General features: G+C 64.2%; 1 protein-coding gene. It reads left to right on the top strand.

Annotated elements, in window-relative coordinates:
* Positions 1–254, top strand: a 254-nt coding sequence (locus HKX41_12380; GenBank protein NNC24932.1) for a hypothetical protein, incomplete at both ends; no start/stop codon positions are given.

Below are 254 nucleotides of genomic sequence, written 5' to 3'. Positions count from 1 at the left end.
TCGGCGCGCGCTTTCTCGAACGCAAGCTGGAAGTCGGCGCGCGCGTGGTCCACCACAGCAAGTACGAGAACGGCGATTACGACCTCTATCAAGAGCAGCGCCTGGGCGCCTACTTCAACGTGCCGCTGGCCTGGGACCGCATCACCACCTACGACGCCTACGTCAACTACCGACTCAGCAACGCGCTGGCGCTGGAGCTGGTGGGCACCAACCTGGGCGATCTGTACTACGTCGATCCGCTGACGCGTTCGGCG

Origin of the sequence: Salifodinibacter halophilus, from assembly GCA_012999515.1 — a bacterium.
GTDB classification, from domain to species: Bacteria; Pseudomonadota; Gammaproteobacteria; order Nevskiales; family Salinisphaeraceae; genus Salifodinibacter; species Salifodinibacter halophilus.
Note: the sequence above shows the minus strand (reverse complement) of the source record. Positions and strands in the feature narration are given on the sequence as shown.